At 41.3% G+C, this 6,432-nt stretch carries 6 protein-coding genes; 5 read left to right on the forward strand and 1 reads right to left on the reverse strand.

Features of this window, described 5'->3' with window-relative positions; genetic code table 11:
• Positions 1 to 81: 81 nt before the first annotated feature.
• Complete coding sequence (locus HT671_RS02690) at positions 82 to 513, reverse strand: DUF6556 family protein (RefSeq protein WP_172923026.1); 432 nt, start codon at positions 511 to 513, stop codon at positions 82 to 84.
• 139 nt (positions 514 to 652) lie between these two features.
• On the opposite strand from HT671_RS02690, the gene HT671_RS02695 reads away from it, so the two are divergent.
• From HT671_RS02695 to HT671_RS02715, 5 genes are all read left to right on the forward strand, one after another.
• Complete coding sequence (locus HT671_RS02695; protein WP_000638947.1) at positions 653 to 1,795, forward strand: cysteine desulfurase family protein; 1,143 nt, start codon at positions 653 to 655, stop codon at positions 1,793 to 1,795.
• 8 nt (positions 1,796 to 1,803) lie between these two features.
• Entirely contained in the window at positions 1,804 to 3,018 is a 1,215-nt protein-coding gene (thiI, locus tag HT671_RS02700; RefSeq protein ID WP_001200054.1) for a tRNA uracil 4-sulfurtransferase ThiI, read from the forward strand.
• 136 nt (positions 3,019 to 3,154) lie between these two features.
• Positions 3,155 to 3,979 (forward strand): alpha/beta hydrolase, encoded by an 825-nt coding sequence (locus HT671_RS02705; protein ID WP_001016822.1) that lies wholly within the window; start codon positions 3,155 to 3,157, stop codon positions 3,977 to 3,979.
• A 20-nt stretch (positions 3,980 to 3,999) separates the two neighbouring features.
• Entirely contained in the window at positions 4,000 to 4,740 is a 741-nt protein-coding gene (locus HT671_RS02710; RefSeq protein ID WP_000546809.1) for an esterase family protein, read from the forward strand.
• Between the two features lie 12 nt (positions 4,741 to 4,752).
• Positions 4,753 to 5,919, forward strand: coding sequence for an ATP-grasp domain-containing protein (locus HT671_RS02715; protein ID WP_172923027.1), 1,167 nt, complete (start codon positions 4,753 to 4,755; stop codon positions 5,917 to 5,919).
• Positions 5,920 to 6,432 lie beyond the last annotated feature (513 nt).

Below are 6,432 nucleotides of genomic sequence, written 5' to 3' on the forward strand. Positions count from 1 at the left end.
TGACTTCGTCAGTCTTATCTACAACCTCAAAACAGTGTTTTGAGCAGCTTACGGCTAGCTTCCTAGTTTGTTCTTTGATTTTCATTGAGTATTATTTTCTGAAGTTGGAGTATTGGACTGTTTTTCATTATCAGCGGCAGGTTTACTTGGAGTAGGAGCAGGAGTAGAAGAATCCTGAGTTGCTGTTTTCTGCTCTTCTTTTTTCTCTTCCTTGCCGCTAGATTTTTGCGTTTCCTCTTGTTGTTTTTTTTCTTGACTAGTATTATTTTCCTTATTGGGACTAGTATTTTCCTGAGGGGATTCCTTTTGAATTTCTTTGACAATGGTTGTCGTCGGTGTTGTCGTCGGTTCTTTTTTGGTATTTTTATTATTATCCAAGGCATTCATAATCGTGATAGTCGCAGTAATCAAGCCGAGGATACTAGCGATAGTAGTAATGGTTTTTTGAAAAACAGTAAAGCCTTTTTTGATATGTTCTGTTTTTGGTTTTGAAGTTCTACGATAGTTAGACATACATTCTCTCCTTTGATTAAAATTTATTATATCGCATTTCTTTAAAAAAAATCTTAAAAAAAGAGGAATTGCCCTTTCTTGTCGCAGGCTCCGTTTCATGATACAATAGAAGGAGTGATTTTAGAAAGCGTGAGAAAACATGATTTACTTTGATAATTCGGCGACGACCAAGCCTTATCCTGAAGCCCTTGAAACCTATATGCAGGTGACTTCAAAAATTTTAGGAAATCCATCTAGTCTCCATCGTTTGGGAGACCAGGCAACACGAATCTTAGATGCTTCTCGCCAACAGATTGCAGATTTAATCGGTAAGAAAAGTGATGAAATCTTCTTTACATCTGGTGGGACAGAAGGAGATAACTGGGTCATCAAGGGAGTAGCATTTGAAAAAGCCCAGTTTGGCAAGCACATCATCGTATCAGCCATTGAACATCCGGCAGTTAAGGAATCGGCTCTCTGGCTGAAAAGTCAAGGATTTGAAGTGGATTTTGCTCCAGTTGATGAGAAAGGATTTGTGGACGTCGAGGCCCTAGCAGTTTTGATACGACCTGATACAATCCTCGTTTCCATCATGGCTGTGAACAATGAAATAGGCTCTATCCAACCTATTGAGGCTATTTCAAAACTATTGGCAGACAAGCCAACTATTACTTTCCACGTTGATGCGGTTCAGGCACTTGCTAAGATTACAACTGAAAAATATCTGACAGAACGAGTGGATTTCGCGACTTTCTCTGGTCACAAGTTCCACGGAGTTCGTGGTGTTGGTTTTGTCTATATCAAGTCTGGTAAGAAAATTACGCCACTGTTGACTGGTGGAGGTCAGGAGCGTGATTACCGTTCGACAACTGAAAATGTGGCAGGGATTGCAGCGACAGCCAAGGCTCTCCGTTTATCTATGGAAAAGCTAGATACCTTTAGGAGCAAGACTGGGCAGATGAAGGCAGTGATTCGTCAAGCCCTTCTGGACTATCCAGATATTTTTGTCTTTTCAGATGAGGAAGACTTTGCCCCTCATATCCTGACTTTTGGAATCAAGGGTGTTCGTGGTGAAGTCATCGTTCACGCTTTTGAAGACTATGATATTTTTATCTCAACGACCTCTGCTTGTTCGTCCAAGGCTGGGAAACCTGCAGGAACTCTGATTGCCATAGGAGTAGATAAAGATAAGGCCCAGTCAGCTGTGCGTCTTAGCCTAGACCTTGAAAATGATATGAGTCAGGTCGATCAGTTTTTGACCAAGCTAAAATTAATTTACAACCAAACTAGAAAAGTAAGATAGGAGCATTTATGCAGTATTCAGAAATTATGATTCGCTACGGTGAGCTGTCAACCAAAGGCAAAAACCGTATGCGTTTCATCAATAAACTTCGCAATAATATTTCAGACGTTTTGTCTATCTATCCCCAAGTTAAGGTAAGGGCAGATCGTGACCGTGCCCATGCTTACCTCAATGGAGCTGATTACACAGCAGTAGCAGAATCACTCAAGCAAGTCTTCGGGATTCAAAATTTTTCTCCAGTATATAAGGTTGAAAAATCTGTAGAAGTTTTGAAGTCTTCTGTCCAAGAGATTATGCAGGACATCTACAAGGAAGGCATGACCTTTAAAATCTCTAGCAAGCGTAGCGACCACAACTTTGAACTTGACAGTCGTGAACTCAATCAAACGCTTGGAGGAGCTGTTTTCGAAGCAATTCCAAACGTACAAGCTCAAATGAAAAGTCCTGATATCAATCTCCAAGTGGAGATTCGAGAAGAGGCAGCCTACCTTTCTTATGAAACCATTCGTGGGGCTGGTGGTTTGCCAGTTGGAACTTCAGGTAAAGGGATGCTTATGTTGTCGGGAGGGATTGATTCACCTGTAGCTGGTTATCTAGCGCTTAAGCGTGGGGTAGATATTGAGGCAGTTCACTTTGCCAGCCCACCTTACACCAGTCCTGGAGCCCTTAAAAAAGCCCAAGATTTGACTCGTAAATTGACTAAGTTTGGGGGCAATATCCAGTTTATCGAAGTTCCTTTTACAGAGATTCAAGAGGAAATCAAGGCTAAAGCGCCAGAAGCTTACTTGATGACTCTAACTCGTCGCTTTATGATGCGGATTACCGATCGTATTCGTGAGGTACGAAATGGTTTGGTTATCATCAATGGGGAAAGTCTAGGTCAAGTAGCCAGTCAAACCCTCGAAAGCATGCAGGCTATTAACGCTGTGACCAACACTCCCATCATTCGTCCTGTGGTTACCATGGACAAGTTGGAAATCATCGATATTGCACAAGAAATTGATACCTTTGACATTTCAATCCAGCCTTTTGAAGACTGTTGTACCATTTTTGCACCAGATCGTCCAAAAACAAATCCTAAGATTAAGAATGCAGAGCAGTATGAAGCACGTATGGATGTTGAAGATTTGGTTGAGCGAGCAGTTGCTGGAATCATGATTACTGAGATTACACCTCAAGCTGAAAAAGATGAAGTTGATGACTTGATTGACAATCTGCTCTAATCAGAAAATCCAAAAGAATTTAGAAAATTAAATGAAAAAGTTAGTTTTTAATTCCAAAAATGGAAGCAAAATTAACTTTTTTTCTATAATTGTGATATAATAAAATAAAATTTTGAATATAGAGAGTTTTCTGACAATGAATCATTCCTACTTTTATTTAAAAATGAAAGAACACAAACTCAAGGTTCCTTATACAGGCAAGGAGCGCCGTGTGCGTGTTCTTCTACCTAAAGATTATGAGAAAGATACAGACCGTTCCTATCCTGTTGTTTACTTTCATGACGGGCAAAATGTTTTTTATAGCAAAGAGTCTTTCATTGGACACTCATGGAAGATTATCCCAGCCATCAAACGAAATCCCGATATCAGTCGCATGATTGTAGTTGCTATTGACAATGATGGCATGGGGCGGATGAATGAGTATGCAGCTTGGAAGTTCCAAGAATCTCCTATCCCAGGGCAGCAGTTTGGCGGTAAGGGTGTGGAGTATGCCGAGTTTGTCATGGAGGTGGTCAAGCCTTTTATCGATGAAACTTATCGTACAAAAGCAGACTGCCAGCATACAGCCATGATTGGATCCTCACTAGGAGGGAATATTACCCAGTTTATCGGTTTGGAATACCAAGACCAAATTGGTTGCCTGGGCGTCTTTTCATCTGCAAACTGGCTCCACCAAGAAGCCTTTAACCGCTATATCGAGCGCCAGAAACTATCGCCTGACCAGCGCATCTTCATCTATGTGGGAACGGAAGAAGCAGATGATACAGACAAGACCCTGATGGCTGGTAATATCAAACAAGCCTATATCGACTCGTCGCTTCGCTATTACCATGATTTGATAGCAGGTGGGGTACACTTAGATAATCTGGTCTTAAAAGTTCAGTCTGGTGCCATCCATAGTGAAATCCCTTGGTCGGAGAATTTACCAGACTCTCTGAGATTTTTTGCAGAGAAATGGTAAGTTAGAAAAGGAGAAAGCCAATGCATATTGAAAACCTTAGCCACTGGAGTGGTCACCTTAACCGTGAAATGTACCTCAATCGTTATGGATATGCTGGAATTCCAGTTGTGGTCTTTGCTTCATCAGGTGGCAGTCACAATGAATACTATGATTTTGGCATGATTGACGCCTGTGCTTCCTTTATCGAGGAAGGCCGTGTCCAGTTCTTTACCCTATCCAGTGTGGACAGTGAGAGCTGGTTGGCTACTTGGAAAAATGGTCACGACCAAGCGGAAATGCACCGTGCCTACGAACGTTATGTGATTGAGGAGGCCATTCCTTTTATCAAGCATAAGACAGGTTGGTTTGATGGCATGATGACGACAGGTTGCTCTATGGGAGCCTATCATGCACTCAATTTCTTCCTCCAGCATCCAGATGTCTTTACCAAAGTGATTGCTCTCAGTGGTGTTTACGATGCACGTTTCTTTGTCGGCGATTACTACAACGATGATGCTATTTACCAAAACTCGCCAGTAGATTATATCTGGAACCAGAACGACGGCTGGTTTATTGACCGTTATCGTCAGGCAGAGATTGTGTTGTGTACGGGTCTTGGTGCCTGGGAACAAGATGGCTTGCCATCCTTTTACAAGCTCAAAGAAGCCTTTGACCAGAAACAAATTCCAGCCTGGTTTGCTGAATGGGGACACGATGTCGCCCACGACTGGGAATGGTGGCGCAAACAAATGCCTTATTTCCTCGGTCATCTCTATTTATAAAAGGAGTTACCTATGAATTACCTTGTTATTTCTCCCTATTATCCACAAAACTTTCAACAGTTTACCATTGAACTAGCTAATAAAGGCATCACTGTCTTGGGAATTGGCCAAGAACCATACGAGCAATTGGATGAGCCTTTACGCAATAGCCTGACCGAATATTTCCGTGTTGACAATCTTGAGAACATAGACGAAGTCAAACGAGCAGTTGCTTTTCTCTTTTATAAACATGGCCCGCTTGATCGCATCGAGTCTCATAATGAATACTGGCTTGAGCTGGACGCAGCACTCAGAGAGCAATTTAATGTTTTTGGTGCCAAACCAGAGGATATTAAAAAGACGAAATTTAAGTCTGAAATGAAGAAGCTTTTCAAAAAAGCAGGTGTCCCAGTGGTCCCTGGAGCAGTTATCAAGACGGAAGCAGATGTGGATAAAGCTGTGAAAGAAATTGGTCTTCCAATGATTGCCAAACCTGACAATGGAGTGGGAGCGGCCGCCACCTTTAAGCTTGAGACAGAAGACGATATCAATCACTTCAAGTCTGAGTGGGATCATTCAACTGTTTATTTCTTTGAGAAATTTGTCACCTCTAGCGAAATTTGTACCTTTGATGGTCTTGTGGACAAGGATGGTAAAATTGTCTTCTCAACAACCTTTGATTACGCCTATACACCGCTTGATCTCATGATTTACAAGATGGACAATTCTTATTACGTTCTCAAGGATATGGATCCTAAATTACGTAAATATGGTGAGGCAATTGTCAAGGAATTTGGCATGAAAGAACGGTTCTTCCATATTGAGTTCTTCCGTGAAGGGGATGATTACATCGCCATTGAGTACAATAACCGCCCTGCAGGTGGTTTCACTATTGATGTTTATAACTTTGCTCATTCCTTGGACCTCTACCGAGGCTATGCGGCGATTGTAGCAGGAGAAGAGTTCCCAGCGTCAGAATTTGAACCGCAGTATTGTTTGGCTACTTCTCGCCGTGCAAATGCTCACTATGTTTATTCTGAGGAGGACTTGCTTGCCAAATACAGTCAGCAGTTCAAGGTTAAAAAAATCATGCCAGCGGCCTTTGCGGAACTTCAAGGAGATTACCTGTATATGTTGACAACTCCTAGCCGACAAGAAATGGAGCAGATGATTAAGGACTTTGGTCAGCGTCAGGCTTAAGAGACTATCGGATTAAGGAAATTCACTCCCTTAATCCTTTTGTTTTGTCTGATAAAAAATAAGAGCATCCTAACAAGGTAGCTATCATAAAACTTGTTCGATAACTATTTGAAGCAGGATTAGGTGGTCAGAAATTGAATTTTAATATTTCAATTGAGTCATAGTATTATGTTTTTGTATCCTTAAATCAGCTAAAAGGATTCATGACGACACCTATATGATATAGTTTTCAAGATACCAAACAAGTCTATTAATACTCAATGAAAATCAAAGAGCAAACTAGGAAGCTAGCCGCAGGTTGCTCAAAGCACTGCTTTGAGGTTGTAGATAAGACTGACGAAGTCAGTCACATATATAATCCAAGGCGACGCTGACGTGGTTTGAAGAGATTTTCGAAGAGTATTAACTAATTTCTTCTTACCAATTCCACCATATCATAAGGCAGGGTATTGGCAGCTTCCTTCAGAGAATAGTTCTCTAAGTTATTGACATTTTGTCGTAACTTCTTGGCAA

The sequence above is a fragment of the Streptococcus sp. 2741 genome (assembly GCF_013276315.1).
GTDB classification, from domain to species: Bacteria; Bacillota; Bacilli; order Lactobacillales; family Streptococcaceae; genus Streptococcus; species Streptococcus pseudopneumoniae.

What these genes read in the sequence shown, in the direction of transcription:
- HT671_RS02690 (WP_172923026.1), bottom strand. Translation starts at nt 513, where the DNA reads ATGTCTAACTATCGTAGAACTTCAAAACCAAAAACAGAACATATCAAA.
- HT671_RS02695 (WP_000638947.1), top strand. Translation starts at nt 653, where the DNA reads ATGATTTACTTTGATAATTCGGCGACGACCAAGCCTTATCCTGAAGCC.
- thiI (WP_001200054.1), top strand. Translation starts at nt 1,804, where the DNA reads ATGCAGTATTCAGAAATTATGATTCGCTACGGTGAGCTGTCAACCAAA.
- HT671_RS02705 (WP_001016822.1), top strand. Translation starts at nt 3,155, where the DNA reads ATGAATCATTCCTACTTTTATTTAAAAATGAAAGAACACAAACTCAAG.
- HT671_RS02710 (WP_000546809.1), top strand. Translation starts at nt 4,000, where the DNA reads ATGCATATTGAAAACCTTAGCCACTGGAGTGGTCACCTTAACCGTGAA.
- HT671_RS02715 (WP_172923027.1), top strand. Translation starts at nt 4,753, where the DNA reads ATGAATTACCTTGTTATTTCTCCCTATTATCCACAAAACTTTCAACAG.